The organism is Actinoplanes sp. NBC_00393 (assembly GCF_036053395.1).
In the GTDB taxonomy this organism is placed as follows: Bacteria; Actinomycetota; Actinomycetes; order Mycobacteriales; family Micromonosporaceae; genus Actinoplanes.
This window is the reverse complement of record NZ_CP107942.1, coordinates 6541621-6557382: the sequence shown is the minus strand read 5'-3', so window position 1 is coordinate 6557382 and position 15762 is coordinate 6541621. Positions and strand designations below refer to the sequence as shown.

The 15762-nt window shown below is 71.0% G+C and carries 14 protein-coding genes; 6 read left to right on the top strand and 8 right to left on the bottom strand.

All coding sequences use genetic code 11. The features are described from left to right. Positions 1–57: 57 nt before the first annotated feature. On the bottom strand, positions 58–1077 hold the full coding sequence (locus OHA21_RS30445; protein WP_328460685.1) for a Gfo/Idh/MocA family protein: 1020 nt from the start codon (positions 1075–1077) through the stop codon (positions 58–60). Between the two features lie 187 nt (positions 1078–1264). On the opposite strand from OHA21_RS30445, the gene OHA21_RS30440 reads away from it, so the two are divergent. Further along, the gene (locus OHA21_RS30440) at positions 1265–2092 is read left to right on the top strand and encodes a methyltransferase domain-containing protein (protein WP_328460683.1); all 828 of its coding nucleotides are present in this window, start codon (positions 1265–1267) and stop codon (positions 2090–2092) included. On the opposite strand, the gene OHA21_RS30435 is transcribed toward OHA21_RS30440, so the two are convergent. The 4 genes from OHA21_RS30435 to OHA21_RS30420 all read right to left on the bottom strand — a co-directional run bounded on the left by OHA21_RS30435 (position 2082) and on the right by OHA21_RS30420 (position 6969). Further along, entirely contained in the window at positions 2082–3569 is a 1488-nt protein-coding gene (locus OHA21_RS30435; RefSeq protein ID WP_442874913.1) for a glycoside hydrolase family 130 protein, read from the bottom strand. The genes OHA21_RS30440 and OHA21_RS30435 overlap by 11 nt on opposite strands. Then, a complete protein-coding gene (locus tag OHA21_RS30430) occupies positions 3566–4648 on the bottom strand; it encodes a glycosyltransferase (RefSeq protein ID WP_328460681.1) in 1083 nt (360 codons plus the stop codon). Before OHA21_RS30430 ends, OHA21_RS30435 begins: the two co-directional genes overlap by 4 nt. Beyond that, positions 4645–5808 carry a glycosyltransferase gene (locus tag OHA21_RS30425; RefSeq protein WP_328460679.1) on the bottom strand — a complete coding sequence of 388 codons (1164 nt, stop codon included), beginning with the start codon at positions 5806–5808 and terminating at the stop codon, positions 4645–4647. Before OHA21_RS30425 ends, OHA21_RS30430 begins: the two co-directional genes overlap by 4 nt. Before the next feature lie 159 nt (positions 5809–5967). Continuing rightward, complete coding sequence (locus OHA21_RS30420) at positions 5968–6969, bottom strand: glycosyltransferase family 4 protein (protein ID WP_328460677.1); 1002 nt, start codon at positions 6967–6969, stop codon at positions 5968–5970. Between the two features lie 82 nt (positions 6970–7051). On the opposite strand from OHA21_RS30420, the gene OHA21_RS30415 reads away from it, so the two are divergent. Beyond that, on the top strand, positions 7052–8749 hold the full coding sequence (locus OHA21_RS30415) for an alpha-glucosidase (protein WP_328460675.1): 1698 nt from the start codon (positions 7052–7054) through the stop codon (positions 8747–8749). Here OHA21_RS30415 and OHA21_RS30410 read toward each other — a convergent pair. Both OHA21_RS30410 and OHA21_RS30405 read right to left on the bottom strand, forming a co-directional pair. After that, positions 8746–8895: a hypothetical protein gene (locus OHA21_RS30410; RefSeq protein ID WP_328460673.1), complete on the bottom strand. Its 150-nt coding sequence runs from the start codon at positions 8893–8895 to the stop codon at positions 8746–8748. The genes OHA21_RS30415 and OHA21_RS30410 overlap by 4 nt on opposite strands. Positions 8896–8956: 61 nt before the next feature. Then, positions 8957–10390 carry a CocE/NonD family hydrolase gene (locus OHA21_RS30405; RefSeq protein WP_328460670.1) on the bottom strand — a complete coding sequence of 478 codons (1434 nt, stop codon included), beginning with the start codon at positions 10388–10390 and terminating at the stop codon, positions 8957–8959. Between OHA21_RS30405 and OHA21_RS30400 the strand changes: the two genes are divergently transcribed. From OHA21_RS30400 to OHA21_RS30390, 3 genes are all read left to right on the top strand, one after another. After that, a complete protein-coding gene (locus tag OHA21_RS30400) occupies positions 10362–10997 on the top strand; it encodes a TetR/AcrR family transcriptional regulator (RefSeq protein WP_328460668.1) in 636 nt (211 codons plus the stop codon). The two genes, OHA21_RS30405 and OHA21_RS30400, sit on opposite strands and share 29 nt — an antisense overlap. 20 nt (positions 10998–11017) lie before the next feature. Further along, positions 11018–11506 (top strand): TspO/MBR family protein, encoded by a 489-nt coding sequence (locus tag OHA21_RS30395; protein ID WP_328460666.1) that lies wholly within the window; start codon positions 11018–11020, stop codon positions 11504–11506. 117 nt (positions 11507–11623) lie between these two features. Next, positions 11624–13702, top strand: coding sequence for an N-acetylmuramoyl-L-alanine amidase (locus tag OHA21_RS30390; RefSeq protein WP_328460664.1), 2079 nt, complete (start codon positions 11624–11626; stop codon positions 13700–13702). On the opposite strand, the gene OHA21_RS30385 is transcribed toward OHA21_RS30390, so the two are convergent. Further along, the gene (locus tag OHA21_RS30385) at positions 13690–14598 is read right to left on the bottom strand and encodes an NADP-dependent oxidoreductase (protein WP_328460662.1); all 909 of its coding nucleotides are present in this window, start codon (positions 14596–14598) and stop codon (positions 13690–13692) included. The genes OHA21_RS30390 and OHA21_RS30385 overlap by 13 nt on opposite strands. Before the next feature lie 72 nt (positions 14599–14670). Between OHA21_RS30385 and OHA21_RS30380 the strand changes: the two genes are divergently transcribed. After that, positions 14671–15702, top strand: coding sequence for a class I SAM-dependent methyltransferase (locus OHA21_RS30380; RefSeq protein ID WP_328460660.1), 1032 nt, complete (start codon positions 14671–14673; stop codon positions 15700–15702). The last annotated feature ends 60 nt before the right edge of the window (positions 15703–15762 follow it).

Sequence of the window (15762 nt, the reverse complement as noted above, 5' to 3'; positions counted from 1 at the left end):
GGGCTGATGGTCGCGCGGTAGAGCGGGTACCTCGGCAGACCCGTACCCCGAAACGGTCTAGAGAGTGACCGAAGCGCCGCTGGTGGCGCTCTTGCGGGCCGCGTCCAGGATCTCCATCGCGCGGACGGAGTCCCAGGGGTCGACCGGCAGCGGGCCGGTGCCCAGGACCGCCTCGGCGAAGGCCGGATAGAAGCTGTCCCAGCGACCGCGGGAGCTCTCCACCGGGGCGCCGGTCGCGCCGCGGAACAGATGACCCCAGCGGTGCTCGGGCTCGACACCCCAGCGGTCGAGCAGCTTGGCCGGGGTCCGGCCGGCCTTGAGCACCTCTTCCTGGCAGTCGAGCTGGGCGGAGATGTAGGTGCCCGCGGAACCGGTGACCCGGAAGCGCGGGCCGGGGCCGGCCTGCCGCCAGCTGCCCCACAGGTGCGACTCGACGCCGCTGGTGTGGTGCAGGGCCAGGAAGAAGTCGTCGTCGAGCGGTTCGCCGCGCATCTCGGCGTAGACCCGCTCGGCCGGGCCGTGCAGCTGCAGCGCCTGGTCGACCAGGTGCGAGCCGAAGTCGAGGAGGGTGCCGCCACCGGCAGCGGGGGGCTCGCGGTCGGGCGCCCAGCGTTCCATCCGGGACTCGAAGCGGCGGATCTCGCCGAGCGACCCCTTCTCCATCAGCTTGCGGACGGTCAGGAAGTCGGAGTCCCAGCGCCGGTTCTGGTAGACGGTCAGCGGCACGCCCGCCGTCTCGGCCTCGGTGACCAGGTCGCGGGCGGTCGCGGCGTCCAGGGCGAACGGCTTGTCGACGACCACGGCCAGCCCGGCGGCGATGGCCTCGCGGGCCAGGGTGGCGTGCGTCGCGGCCGGCGTCGAGATCGCCACGGCCTGCACGCCCTCGGCGGCCAGCGCGGCGATCGAGTCGTAGGCCCCGACACCCGGCAACTGGGCCGCCACCTGCGCCCGGCGCTCTGGCGACGTGGTGACCACACCGACGAAGTCGACGTTGGCCGCCGACGCGATCAGGGGCGCGTGGAAGATGCGCCCGCCGGTCCCGAAGCCGACCAGCCCGAACTTAACCCGCTCGATCATGTCCGGCAGTTTTTCATACTCATTGCTGTCCTGTTGCACATGATCTCGGACGTTACTTGTGACGCACGCCCCACTACGCGCAGTGATGTGCGTATTCCGCACACTCTCGACGGGATCAAGCGAAACCGCATGTCGGATGGATGACCACGGGCCGTCGAACGGCGCCTCCGGGATGAACAATCGCCTGATGGAACCCGCGCAGAAGGAACGGACCCCGTTTGCCGACATCGATGGTCTTCCCGCGCAGATGTCCGAGATGGTGCTGGACGCCCTGACCGAAATGGGTCGCCATCCGGAGATCCGCCGGGTGCGCCGGGTGGCGTACGAGCAGTTGCGCCCGGCTGCCGGCCAGCGCCTGCTGGACGCGGGTTCCGGTGGCGGTGACGTGGCCCGCCTGCTCGCCGCCGACGTGGGCCCGCTGGGCGAGGTGATCGCCCTGGACCATTCGGCGTCGGTCACCGCGGCGGCGATCCGGCGCCACGACGGCAGCAGCGTGCGGTACGTGACCGGCGACGTCGCCGCCATGGACCTGCCCCGCGGCTACGTCGACGGGGTCTGGTGCGAGCGGCTCCTGCAGCACGTCGACGACGCGGACCGGGCGATCGGCGAGCTGATCCGGGTGACCCGGCCGGGCGGGCGGATCTGCCTGGTCGACACCGACTGGGCGTCGCTCGCCTTCGACGGGATGCCGGCCGGGCTGGGCGAGGTGGTGATGGCGCACGCGCGCGGGCACTTCACGCCCCGGCAGTTCGACATGGGGCGTACGCTGCGGCGCCGGCTCGTGGCCGCCGGCCTCACCGGGGTGACGGCCACCCCGGTGACCTGCTTCTTCGCCGATCCCGCGTCGGCCGCCGTGGTGCTGCCGATGGTCAACCCCCGGGTGCCCGAGGACAGCTGGGGGACCCCGCCCGGCGTCCGCGACGAGTGGCTGGCCTGTGTCGAGGCGGCCGGCGCGAGCGGGACCTTCCTGGCTGTGCTCACCATCTGGGTGGTGGCGGGCACGGTTACTGGCTGATCGGTTGCATCCGGTGGAGCAGGCGGTCCAGCGGCAGGCTGGCGAAACTGATCCGGACGTCGCTGGAGGCGTACGGCAACCAGAACCGCCCGTCGTGCACGAGTCCGCCGCAGGAGTAGAGGACGTTCGGCACGTACCCCTCGCGCTCGATCTCGTCCGGGTCGATCAGGCCCTGCGGGAGATCCGCGATCACGCGTGACGGGTCGTCCAGATCGAGCAGCATGGCGCCGATGGCGTACCGGCGCATCGGGCCGACCCCGTGCGTGAGCACCAGCCAGCCGGCCTCGGTCTCGATCGGTGAGCCGCAGTTGCCGACCTGGATCAGGTCCCAGCCGCGATGCGGTACGAGCAGCGGCCCGGCCGGTTGCCAGCGGTGCTGCTCGTCGCGGACCGCGAGGCCGAGGGTCTCCCCGTCGGACCGGCAGAGCGCCATCTTCTTCCCGTTGATGTAGCGCGGGAACAGCGCCATGCCCTTGTTCCGGGCGGCCGGCCCGTGCAGCGCGGTCACCTCGAAATGCCGCAGGTCCCGGGTGTAGATGACCCGCCCGGCGATGTTGTGGCCGTCGTACGCGGTGTAGGTCGCCTGATAGGCCAGCCGCCCGTCCGGATCCACCACCTGGACGAACCGGGCGTCCTCCATGCCCCGGCTCTCGCTCGGCGTGGCCGGCCAGAGCACCCGCTGGTGCAGCGGCATGGTGGGCGGGAAGGTCACCGCGTAGTCGTCCATGACGATCCGGCGGATCAGGTCCAGCGTCATCGGGGTGGTGGGCCGGGCCAGGATCTCCGGCGGCAGGTGGCTGAGGACGTCCTCGAAGACCTGGTCGTCGTAGCGGTCCGGCAGGGTGCCCAGGATGTACGCCGAGCACTCGTTGTCGATGTCCTCGTCCCCGAGCGCCGCGAAGAGCTGGTGTTTCATGTGCTTGGCGCCGACCCGCTGACCGATTGCCAGCGGCCCGTCCCGGTCCTCCATGCGGATCGCCGCGCCCGGGCCCAGCACCACGCTGCAGAAGCCGATCGAGGAGATGTGTCCCTCGCCGATCTGCCGCAGGCTGAGCGCCGCCCGCAGCTCGCCGGGACCGAGGTCGCTCTGGTCCGGGTGCGGCACGATCGACGGGTTGCAGAGCGCGGCCGCCTCGACCGAGAACTCGTGGCTGAAGTACGCGCCGATCAGCGTCCGGGCGGCCGGGGACAGCTCGATCTCCGGCGGGACCCGGTGCTGCACCACCTCGTAGTGGTGCTGGAAGACGCCGAGGATGTCGTGGTGCCGCCCGGAGAAGCGGTTGAGCACGTCGTCCAGCAGCGAGGTGATGTCCGCCTCGTCCAGTTGCAGGACGCGCTCGATCAGGCAGGACGCCCGGTTGTGGGTGATGTGCGCGTCCTCGCCGGGGACGAACAGCTTGATCACCACGCGGCGGCCGTCCGGCGCCATGGTGATGTTGTGACGGGTGATGTCGTGCGTATTCACGGTTGCGGTCACGCTAGGCCGCCTGACGGTCGGGTCGCGCTCCGGTTCGCCAGCGTGCGGGCATGCTGCAGCGTGGAGACGAGCGCGAGGGTGGATTCGGCTCCTTGGTTCAGATTAGGACCATCCGCCGTCAAGCCGTCATAACAACCGGAAGTCTCCGGGTCGTACATCACCGTTCCGGTGTCGTTGTCGCCGAGGAACCAGGTGATCGCCTGGAAGAGCGGCGCGTCCCAGCGTTCGTCCCCGGTGACCGCGGCCGCGGTGGCGCAGGCGTCCGCGGTGGCGGCGGCCTCGATCGGCTGCTGGTCGAAGCGGTGCCGCTCGACGCCGGGCCGCCAGCCGCCGACTGGCACGGTGGAGAGGTGACCCCGGTGGTCCTGCATCTCACCGAGCCAGGCGAGCATCCGCAGGCCGTCGTTGAGCAGGCTCTCGTCGCCGAGCAGGTCGCCGGCCGCGATCACCACCTCGGCGAGTGCGGGGTTGGCGTACGTCAGCTCGCGCTCCGGCCAGACCCAGTCCGGATCCGAGCCGGGCAGCCCGATCACCGTGGCCGCGTCGCCGAGCAGCTGGGCGGCCTCCCGGTCGTGCGGGTCGGCGCGCAGCACCTCGGCCGCGCCCAGCCCGGCGAAGGCCATCGCGCGCGGCCACGGCGACCGGCAGCGTACGCCCTGACGGAAGGCGTTCATCGCCTCCCGCCGCAGCCAGCCGGTGCTGCCGCGCGCGGCGGCCGTGCCGAGTCCCCAGATCGCCCGGCCCCACCAGTCGCACAGGGACGGCTCGTCGAGCCAGCGCCGGTCGAAGCTCATCCGGTTGTGGAAGGCGCCGTCGGCCGCCTGCGCGTGGGTCAGGAAGGCCAGGTAGCGCTCGGCGTGCCGGATCAGCTCCGGGCCCGGCCGGGGTTCCCGGCAGGCGATCAGCAGGCCGCGGGAGACGTCGTCGACGCAGTAGCCGTGCTCGCGCCGGACGATCGCGTTGCGGGCGTGCTCGAGCAGGCCGGTGTCGTCGGAGAGGCGGAACACGTGGTCCCAGCGGGGCGGCGGTACATCATTGAGCCGGATGGGCGGCGGAAGCAGCCGCAGACCCAGGCTCATGCCGGAATCGTGGCCGCGGCGAGCGGCCTCCGATCCGCGACCAACCGGGCGGCGAGGGACTGGTAGCGCGCGGCCACCGCGGGCCAGCGCAGGGTGGGGCCGCCGGCCAGGCCGGTGAGCCGGCCGGGCAGGCCGGGCTCGGCGAGCACCCGCCGGATGGCCATGGCCATCGCTTCCGGATCCTGATGGGGTACGAGCAGACCCGGCCCGTCCGCCAGCAGTTCCACCGCGTGCGGGAACTCGGTGGCGACCACCGGCACCCCGGCGCCCACCGCCTCGATCAGCACGCCGGAGGTGACCTGCTCGGTCGAGTCGTACGGCAGCACGACGGCGTCGGCGGAGCAGATCAACCGGGACAGGTCGGCCTGCTCGAGGTAGACGTCGGACCACTCCACGCAGTCCTGCACGCCGAGCTCGGCGGCGAGCGCCTTCAGCGAGTCCCGGTACGCGTCGCCCTGCTGCTCCAGCACCTTGGGGTGGGTCCGGCCGGCCACCGTGTAACGGGGTCGCGGCTCGGCGCCGTCGAGGAAGGCGAGCGACCGGATCGCCCACTCGATGCCTTTGCCCGGCCCGAGCAGTCCCCAGGTGAGCAGGTGCGGCCGGTCGTGCTCCTCCCGCGGCGCGGTGCTGTGGCTGCCCGCGCCGTGCGGGATCACCGTGATCTTGCGCGGGTTCACCTCGTAGTGGGTGGTGAGCCGCTGGCGTGCGGTGTCGGTCATGGTGACCACCGCGTCGGCCGTGGCCGCGATCTGTTCGAGGACGGCGCGCTGCAACGTGTCCGGGTGGGTCAGCACGGTGTGCAGCACGACGATGACCGGCACCCGCAGGGCCCGGAGCACCGGAAGGATCTCGGCGCCGGCGTCACCGGGGTAGATGCCGTACTCGTGCTGCACGATCGCCACGTCGAAGCGGTTGAGCGCGGTCGCGGCGGCCACCCAGCCGCCGGGGCGGTCGGTGTGCCAGGTGTGCACCACCCGTGGCGCGGCCCGGTCGAGCGCGATCCCGCTGTTCCCGCTCCCGCCGATCGCGGTGTCGCCGGCGAGGAGCCGCACCACACCGGAGGAACCGGCGTTGAGATGAGCGCCGAGTGCCGCATTGAACGTCGCCAAACCGCATTGAGTGGGCGGATAAGTGCTCAGAAACCCGTATGTCGCGGGCATGACAGGGCCTTTCTCCTCGGCCGGCTGCCTCCCCGCAGCACGGACTCAGCGCGCGCGGGCAAAGTGCGCAACACCGCGCGAGAACGGCGCAAAGACGGTCCAGGAAAAAGGCCCGTTTAACGCGCAATTCACATTGCGACGTTAACAAGATCTACCTAATCAGCTGATGATTTTTCGGTAAATCGTCAGGTAGTCCTCGACCATCCGGTCAGCGGAGAAGCGTTCCCTGGCGCGGGCCGAGCAGGCCGACCGGTCGATCTCCGCGAGCCGGCCCACCGCGTCCACCGCCTGGTCGACGGTGTCCACGACCCGCCCGGTGACGCCCTCGTCGACCACCTCCGGCATCGAGCCCTTCCGGAACGCGATCACCGGGGTGCCGCAGGCCATCGACTCGACGACGGAGAGGCCGAACGGTTCGGCGAACCGGATCGGATGCAGCAGCGCCGCACCGGAGCCGAGAATCGTGCCCCGCTCGTCCGGGCCGACCGAGCCCAGATAGACCACCCGATCGCCGTCGATCAACGGTTCCACCCGTTCCGCGAAATAGTCACGGTCCTGCACGATTCCGCACATCACCAGCCGGCGGCCGGCCCGGCGGGCGATCTCGATGGCGATATCGGTGCCCTTGTCCGGGTGGATCCGGCCGAACAGGATCAGATCGTCGCCGCCGTCCGGATGGAACGGCAGAGCGGACAGATCGACCCCGTGGTACACGGTGGCGAGATAGTCCAGATCGGGGGAGCGGTCGCTGTCGGAGATGGCGACGAAGTGCGATCGGGCCCGGCGGTACGCGGGCAGGATGTTCGACCCGGAGAAACCGTGCACGGTGGTGACCATCGGTGTCCGGCAATGCGCGGAGAAGGCCAGTGGCAGCCAGTCCAGATGGTTGTGGATCAGATCGAACTCGCCGGAGCGTTCCAGCGCGTGACTGACGTGGATGGCTTCCCACACCCGGCCGTCGATCTCGGCGCTCTCCTCGTACCCGGTGGGCACGACGCCGTCGAGGGTGGCCTTGGTGATCGAGTCCAGGGTGGCGAAGAGCGTGACGTCGACCCCCCGCTCGGTCAGGCCCTCGGCGAGCAGGCTGGTGATCAGTTCCCACGGGCCGTAGTGGAGGGGCGGCGTGCGCCAGGCGATCGGCCCCAGGAGTGCGACCTTCATGACAAATAAGAATTTCCGGTCATAACCACGTGGTCAGTATGCATCTCCGGTGACGCGCCCGTTCTCGTGTTAGAGAAGACCAATGACGGATTCGTGGTGGAAGAAGGCGGTCGTCTACCAGATCTACCCGCGGAGCTTCGCGGACTCCGACGGCGATGGGATGGGCGACCTGCGCGGCATCATCGACCACCTCGACCATCTGGCCGAGCTCGGCGTCGACGTTCTCTGGCTCTCCCCGATCTACCCCTCGCCGCAGGACGACAACGGCTACGACATCAGCGACTACCAGGACATCGAACCGCTCTTCGGAACCATCGAGGTCTTCGACGAGCTGCTCGCCGGCGTGCACGCCCGCGGCATGAAGCTGATCATGGATCTGGTGGTCAACCACAGCTCGGACGAGCACCAGTGGTTCCTGGAGAGCCGGTCGGGCAAGGACAGCCCGAAGCGGGACTGGTACTGGTGGCGCCCGGCCCGGGACGGGATGGAGCCCGGCACGCCCGGCGCCGAGCCGACCAACTGGGGTTCCGTCTTCGGCGGCCCGGCCTGGGAGTACGACGACAAGACCGGCGAGTACTACCTGCACCTGTTCTCGAAGAAGCAGCCCGACCTCAACTGGGAGAACCCCGAGGTCCGGGAAGCCGTGTACGCCATGATGCGCTGGTGGCTCGACCGGGGCGTGGACGGCTTCCGGATGGACGTCATCAACATGATCTCCAAGGACGTCAGCCTCCCGGACGGCCGGCTCTCCGCCGGTGCGGCGTACGCGGACGGCTCGGCCGGCTTCGTCGGCGGCCCGCGCCTGCACGAGTTCCTGCAGGAGATGCACCGCGAGGTCTTCGCCGGCCGCGACGGCCTGCTGACCGTCGGCGAGATGCCCGGCGTCACCGTCGAGGAGGCGCGGCTGCACACCGACCCGGAGCGGCACGAGGTCGACATGGTCTTCCAGTTCGACCACGTCTGGGTCGACCGCGGACCGGACCCGTGGCTGCTGCTCCCGCTCCAGCTGACCCAGCTCAAGGCGATCCTCGGCCGCTGGCAGGCCGGGCTCGCCGACCTGGGCTGGAACAGCCTCTACTGGAACAACCACGACCAGCCGCGAGTGGTCTCCCGGTACGGCGACGACAGCCCCGAGCACCGGGTCACCTCGGCCAAGATGCTCGGCACCGTGCTCCACCTGCACCGCGGTACGCCCTACGTCTACCAGGGCGAGGAACTCGGCATGACGAACTATCCGTTCGGCGGGATCGAGGACTTCCGTGACATCGAGGCGCTGGGGCAGTACAGGCAGGCGCTCGATATGGAGGGGCGGACGCCGGAGGAGGTCCTCACCGTCCTGCGGGCCCGGGGGCGGGACAACGCGCGTACCCCGATGCAGTGGGACGACTCGCCGAACGCCGGCTTCAGCAGCGGCACGCCGTGGCTGCCGGCCAACCCGAACTATCCGGAGATCAACGCGGCGGCGCAGCGCGACGATCCCGACTCGGTGTTCCACTACTACCGCCGGCTCATCGAGCTGCGGCACACCGAGCCGGCGGTGGCGGACGGCGACTTCACCATGCTGCTGCCGCACGACGAGCGCCTGTACGCGTACACCCGCCGGCTCGGTGGCACCGAACTCCTGGTGATCGGCAACTTCTCCGGCGAGCCGGTCCGGGCCGAGCTGGAGGACGCCGCGGCCTGGGCGGGCGCCGAGCTGGTGCTGACCAACCTCGGCGCGCCACCCGCCGACCTGCTGCTCGCGCCCTGGCAGGCGGTCGTCTACCGGCGGACGGTCTAGCCCTCGGTGATGGTCGGCCAGGCGTACCCGAGCAGGGCGAAGGCGGCGCCGAGCAGCGCCAGGCTGACGCCACGGGTGCCGATCGGCAGCGCCGCGAGCACCAGCAGGATCACCGCGATGAGGTAGAAGAGTCCCTGAATCGACATCTTTGCTCCTTGATGTGGGGGATTGCGGGGCGGCGACGCCTTACCCCCACATCGAGGAGCGCTAAACAACCGGCAGGACCAGGATCGACCCGTGTCCCACCGTGGTGCCGGTGGGAACGAGACGGGTGGCGTGGGCCGGAGGCTCCCCGGTGCCGTAGTTGCGCAGGAATCGCGGGTGCGCGCCGCCCGCGATCAGCAACCGGATCCGGTGACCGGGCCGGAACCGGTGTGCGGTCGAGCCCATCGCCACCACGGTCCGCCCGTCCCGGATCCGGGCCAGGCCGTCGCACACGTTGATCGACTTTCCGGCCGGGTCGACGTCGCAGAGGCGGGCGAACAGGTCGCCGCTCGCGGCTGTGGTGGTGGCGTCGAACTCGGCCCGCACGGCGCCCATCACCTCGACCGCCTCGGTGAGGACCGGGCCGGTGAAGGTACGGACGTCGGCGCGCTTCTCCAGCGGAGCGTTGTCGCGCGTTCCCTGGGTCGGTGAGTGCAACGCTCCTCCGACCGACGGCGTGGGGTCGGCTGGGTCGTACCGGAAAGTGGTCGAACCCGGCCCGGCGCCCAGATCCGCGCCGAGCTCGAGCGTGCGCGGCTGCCCGGCCGGCGGCCAGTCGGGCAGATCGCGCCACTCGCCGGCGCCGCCGACGTGCACCCGGACCGGCAGCGCCGGCCGCTCGCCGCGCAGCGTGCGCAGCGCCTGCGTGAAGCTCTCCACCCAGCCGTCCTCCAGCGCGCTGGTGTGCGTCCACGGGCCGATCAGCAGATCCACCGGCCGGCCCGCCGCGCGCCGCCGGGTGTAGACCTCGATGACCTGCTCGGTGACGAGATCGTGCCAGCCGGTGTTGAGGCTGACCGGGATCTCCACCGCGGACATCGCCGGAATGCCACTGGCCCCCGCCCAGTAGTCGTCGCCGGCCTCCGGGGCGTCCAGCCACCGCTCGAACTCGGGACGCCGGCCGTCGAAGGGCACCTGGTAGGCCTCGATCAGCGGCAGGCCGGAGATGGCCCGCTTCAGGCGCCGCTGCAGTTTGACGACAGCCTTCACGTTGTCCCAGAAGGTGGCCGCCTGACCGAACATGGCCAGTCCGCCGACGATCGAGCGTTCCAGGGCGAACGCGCCGCCCGGCCAGAAGAACGGCTGCGGATCGAAGAGCGCGACCTGCGCGACCGCGCCGCGCCACTCCGGCGGCGGCTGTTCGGCGAGCTTCGCCTGCGTGTACGCGGTGTAGCTGGGGCCGAGCGTGAACAGGTCGCCGGTGAACCACTCCTGCTTGCGGATCCACTCGGCCGCCGCCTGACCGTCCGGCGCCTCGTTGCGCCAGGTGTGGAACTCACCGTCCGAGCCGCCGGTGCCGCGGGTGCTCTGCAACAGCACGTGGAAGCCCTGCTCGGCGAAGAGCGCGCCGTACAGCCAGTTGAACGGGAAGCCGGCCCGGATGTACGGGGCGCGCAGCAGGTTTCCCGTGCCCCGAGGTCGTCCTCCGGCGTACACCCGTGACCAGGTCGTGGCCGCGGCGATCCGGCTCGCCGACGGTGACGGGCTGGACGCGGTCACCATGCGGCGGGTGGCCGCGGAGATCGGTGCGGGCGCGATGTCGCTCTACACGTACGTGCCGGACCGCGAGCACCTGATCGACCTGATGGTGGACGTGGTGGCCGGCGAACCGGAGCTGCCGGAACTCACCGGGGACTGGCGGGCCGACCTGTACGCGCTGGCCGCGATGCAGCGCGACCTGATGCACCGGCACGCCTGGCTGCCGGGCGCGCTGGCCGGGCGCGGGCTGGCCGGGCGCAATCTCCTCGGATATCTGGAGCACGGCCTGGCCGCGCTGGAGTCCACGGGTCTGCCCGGCGCCACCCGGATGACACTGATCGGCCTGCTCACCGGCTTCGTCGGGTCGTACGTCACCAGTGAGCAGACCGGCGCAGCCACCGGGGAGGAACAGGCGGCCCAGATCGGCGCCGCGGTCGCCAGTGGTGACTTTCCCCGGCTGGCCGGCGTCGTCGCCGAGGGAGGCGGCGCGGCGCCCACCTTCGACCGGGTCGCGGATTGGGTGATCTCCGGCCTGGTGCGGCAGGCCCGAGATTCATTCGGCTGATCTGGGGTATTGCGCACCGCATGACCAGTCATGTGGTGCGTCCGGGCCGAAACGTTTCGCCGTGGCTGGCGCTGGCCGGGTTCGGGGTGGCGGTGGCGCTGGCCGCGCTGATCGGCGGACTCGGGGTGGCCGGCACCGCCTCGGAGTACCAGAACCTGGACCGTCCGGCCTGGGCTCCGCCGTCTTCGGTGTTCGGCCCGGTCTGGACCGTTCTGTACGCGATGATCGCGGTGAGCGGCTGGCTGGTCTGGCGGCGTACCGGGTGGTCGTCCGCGCTGAACTGGTACGCGGTGCAGCTGGTGCTGAACGCGGCCTGGACGCCGATCTTCTTCGGCGCCGGACAGTACGGCCTGGCGCTGGTGGACATCGCGGTGCTCTGGGTGCTGATCGGCGTCACGATTTGGCAGTTCCGCCCGGTGTCCCGGCTGGCGGCGGGCCTGCTGCTGCCGTACTGGGCGTGGGTCACCTTCGCGACCGCGCTGAACGCGTCGATCTGGCTGGCAAATTAAAAATCGGAACTTTTTTCGCGAAACGCCCCACGTGTCACACCTGACGACGGCAAGGTGGCACATGGTCGCCGGTAAATCCCGTATTGACCCCTTTCGCCGGTGGCCGGGGGAGCTCTCATGCGCCGGAACCGGCTGGCCGTCCGTCTCATCCTCGCGACCACCCTGCTGGCTGGTGCGCAACCCTGGCTCACGGGCCCGGAAGCCGTACCGAGAACCGACCGGCAGCGGGACTCGCCGCTGGTCCAGACCTTCGCGCTGACCGCGCCCGGGGCGACCCGGGACATGCGGCTGGTGTCCGCGCGGACGGCCGCCCTGCACACCGCCGAGATGCCGAGCCGGCGGACGCGGCCGTTCAGCCTGCTCGGGGTGAGCTGGGACGACCCGACTGCGGATGCCCGTGGGGCGATCGAGGTGCGTACCCGGTCGGCCGGCACCGGGGAATGGACATCCTGGCAGCTGCTGGAGACCGACAACCCGGACGCCTCCGGCGGAACCGGCGGGCCGGGCGTACGCGGCGCCACCGACCCGCTCTGGGTGGGCCCGTCCGACGGCGTGCAGGCCCGGATGGTGGCGGTCGACGGTGGCCGGCTGCCGGACGGCCTGCGAGTCGAGCTGATCAACCCGGACGCCCGCGTCTCTGACCGCCCGCGGATGGAGCTGGCCTCGTCGGAGGAGGGGATGGCCCGGCGGGCCGGGTTGCCCGCGCGGCCGGTGCCCCGGATGGTGAGCCGGGCCGGCTGGCGGGCCAACGAGGCGATCGTCAAGGAGGCGCCCACCTACACCGGGTCCATCCAGGTGGTGTTCGTGCATCACACGGCGACCGGCAACGGGTATCAGTGCCGGCAGTCGGCGAGCATCGTGCGGGGCATCGAGGCGTACCACGTGCGGACCAAGCGCTGGAACGACATCGGATACAACTTCCTGGTCGACAAGTGCGGCACGATCTTCGAGGGCCGCCGGGGCGGCGCCAGCCGGTCCGTGCTCGGGGCGCACACGCTCGGCTTCAACAACAACTCCAGCGCGATCGCGGTGATCGGCAACTACGGTGGCGTCCGGATCCCGCTCCGGGCCCGTGCTTCGGTTTCTCAGCTGGCGGCGTACAAGCTCGGGGCCTGGGGCAGCGCGCCGGCCGGGCGGACGGTCCTGGTCTCCGGCGGCAGCGACCGGTTCCCGGCGGGCAAGCGCGCGGTGCTGAACCGGATCTCCGGGCACCGCGACACCGGCCAGACCGAATGCCCGGGCAATGCCCTGTACGCCCAGCTGCGCGCCATCCGGACGATCGCGGGAGCGGCACCGGCCGGGCTGCGCTACTCCTCACTCGGCGGGGCGACCGCCTACGGTGGCCGGTACTACAGCAAGGGCCTCGTGCAGGCGTCCTGGAACCTGGCCACCGCGACCCGGATGCTGGACCGGTTCGAGATCTGGGTGGACGGCAAGTTCGTCTCCGGCAGTCCGAGCGGGCACCGGACCTCGCAGGTGCGGCTCACGCCGGGGGCGCACACCGTCTCGGTGCGGGCGGTGCACCTGTCCGGGCGTACCGCGCTGGCCAGCGCCCGGGTCGTCGTCGACCAGGTGGCGCCGGCGTTCACCGGTGGCCCGCACGTGTCGCTGCGCACCGGGACACTGGGCACGACCGTGCCGGTCCGGGTCGGCTGGACGGCCAGCGACCCGAACGGGCTGCGGTCCATCCGGGTCGCCGGGACCAGCAAGGCGGTGCTCGGCGGGGCGGGACGCGCCCTGAACGCGACGGCACGGCTCGGCGAAGCGGGCACGTGGACGGTCACGGCGGCCGACCGATCCGGGAACGTGCGGAACGCTTCGGTCACGCGTACCCCCGTGCTTGTCTCCGAGGCCGGGGCGGCGCGTGCCGGAACCTGGCGCACCCTGCGTGACCCCGGCTTCCTCGGCAGCGAAGCTGTCGCCTCGTCAGCGGCCCGATCCGCGCTGACCTGGAGCTTGACCGGCCGGTCCGCGGCCCTGGTGGCGGGCCGCACGGCAACCTCCGGCCGGATCCGGATCTTCGTGGACGGCGTCGACCAGGGCGTGGTCGACCTGCAGTCGCCGATCGCGAAGCATCGGCAGGCGGTCTGGACCCGGTCGTGGGGCACCAGCGGCCGGCACACGGTCCGGGTTCAGCCGGAAGGCACCGCGGGCCGGCCGTCGGTCATCCTCGACGGGCTCGCCTACCTGCGGTGAATCGTCAGCACCACCTTGCCGCGGCCGTGCCGGGACTCGACGGCCTCGTGCGCCTCGACGACCGACTCCACCGGGTAGGTGCGCACCGGCATCACGACCTTGCCCTGCCCGGCCAGCGCCACCACCTCGGCGAGCCGCTGCGGCGAGCGGCCCGCCCGCACCACCACGGCACCCACCTCGGCGGCCGCCTTGTCGTCCACGATGGTGCCGACCCGATCCGGAGCGATGCCCAGGGCCACCGACTGGGCGATCGCTTCGCCGCCCGCGGCGTCGAGCGCCACCGTGGGCGCCAGGCCGGTGGCCCGGACCGCTTCGATCAGACCTTCGCCGTACGCGACCGGCACGGCACCCAGTTCACGCAGGTAGTCGTGGTTGTTCGGGCTGGCGGTGCCGATCACGGTCGCGCCCGCCAGCCGGGCCAGCTGGATCGCGATCGTGCCGACACTGCCGGCGCCGGCGTGCACGAGCAACACGTCGTCGGCGGTGACCTTCAGCTCCAAGAGGGCGCCGCTGGCGGTCTGCGAGGCGGCGACCAGGGCGGCGGCGGTCGGGAAGTCGAGGTTGTCCGGCTTGGGGACGACGTTCTCGGCGGGGACGGTCACCAGCTCGGCCACGCCGTTCAGCATGGTCGAGCCGAGTACCGGCGTTCCTACTTCCGGGCTGGTCACGCCGGGACCCAGTTTTTCTACGACCCCGGCGTACTCCTGGCCGATCTGCTGCGGGAACTTCGCCTGCACCCACGGCATCGTGCCCTGGCGCACCGCCACGTCGAAGGGCTGGACCCCGGCGGCGTGCACCCGGACCAGCACCTCGCCGGGGCCGGGCTCGGGATCGGGCAGGTCGGTCAGGTGCAGGACGGCAGGCGGACCGTACTGGTCGAAGACGACAGCTCTCATGCACCGATGCTGCAAGCTGAACTCAAGTTGAGGTCAAGCGCGCTGCACTCGGGCGGCGGCAGCGTATCCCTCATGACCAACGCTGCTGAATCAATGGGTGAACGACTGATCGGCGCTCTCACCGGCGCCCTGGAACTCTGCACGGTCGAGATCGGGTGCAAGCTCGGCCTCTACGCCGCCGTCCGGGACGGCGCGAACACTGCGGCCGAGCTGGCCAAGGCCGCCGAGATCGATGAACGGTACGCCCAGGAGTGGCTGGAACAGCAGGCTGCGGCCGGGTTTCTGACCGCAACCTTCGAACTCACTCCCGGCACTGCAGCGGTGCTGCTGGATGAAGGGGGTCCGGCGTACGCGGCGCCGGCGGCTGAGTTCGCGGTGGGGGTGGGGCTGTTGACCCCGACGGTGATCGAGGCATTTCGGACGGGGGCTGGGGTGCCGTACTCGTCGTACGAGCATCTGCGGCACGGGATCGGCGGGTTCAACCGGCCGATGTTCAACCACCTGCTCACCACGGAGTGGCTGCCGGCGGTGTCCTCGATCGACCAGCGGCTGCAGGCTGTGCCCGGGGCGCGAGTGCTAGACCTGGGTTGCGGCATGGGGTACTCGTCGGTCGCCATGGCCCTGGCCTATCCGTCCATCACGGTTCGGGGGGTGGATCTGGACGAGCACTCGATCGGTGAGGCTCGGCGGGTCGCTGCTGAGGCTGGGGTGGCTGACCGGGTCAGCTTCACCAGCGCTGACGCGGCGGCAGCGTCCGGGTCATACGACCTGGTAACGATATTTGAGGCTTTGCACGACATGGGGGATCCGGTCGGCGTGCTGCGTAACGCCCGGGAGCTGCTCAGCCCGTCCGGGAGCGTCTTCATCGGTGATGAGCGGGTGTCCGACACGTTCATCGCGCCGGCCGGTGAGATCGAACGCCTCCAGTACGCGTTCAGCGTGCTGCACTGCCTGCCGGCCACCCGTGCCGAGAACCCGGTCCTCGCCAACGGGACGATCCTGCGGGCGCCTACGCTGCTGGGCTGGGCGCGGGAGGCCGGCTTCGAACAGCCCGAGGTCCTCGACATCCCGAACGACTTCTGGCGCTTCTACCACCTCCGCTGACCCGCTCCGGCCGACCGCCACTGCTGCCTCCTCGCCCGCGAAGCGACGCTGCGCGTCAGC